The sequence below is a fragment of the Citrobacter amalonaticus genome, from assembly GCF_018252635.1.
Lineage (GTDB): Bacteria > Pseudomonadota > Gammaproteobacteria > Enterobacterales > Enterobacteriaceae > Citrobacter_A > Citrobacter_A amalonaticus_E.
Genome location: NZ_JAGTXM010000060.1, coordinates 1 through 361, shown reverse-complemented (window position 1 = coordinate 361; position 361 = coordinate 1). Strand labels below are relative to the sequence as shown.

General features: G+C 63.4%; 1 protein-coding gene. It reads left to right on the top strand.

Annotated elements, in window-relative coordinates; all coding sequences use genetic code 11:
* Window positions 1–361 (top strand): hypothetical protein (locus tag KE671_RS22705; RefSeq protein ID WP_211986831.1); only part of this gene is annotated, 361 nt, incomplete at both ends.

Below are 361 nucleotides of genomic sequence, written 5' to 3'. Positions count from 1 at the left end.
GTAGGGGCCGCCGCAGCGGTTGCCTTTGCCCCAGCGGCGATCACAGCGTTTGCCAACGCTGTGCGCGGCCTGTGGGCCGTTGTAGCGGCGAACCCGTTCCTTGCGCTTGCTGCTGCGATCGCTGCTGCGGTGACATACCTTGCAGTCTTCAAGGACGACATCAACGCAGGCATTGACGACACTACGACGCTCGGCGATGTGTTCCGATCGCTGGGCGAACAGGCGGTCGCTGGATTCGGTGCGGTGCAGGAGGCGGCCAGCATGGCGTTTTCCGGGCTTGCCGAGTTTGCGCAGGACGCCTATCAGGCTATCACTCAGGAGACCGATCAGGCGACTGCGGACTGGGCGAAGCAATATGTCG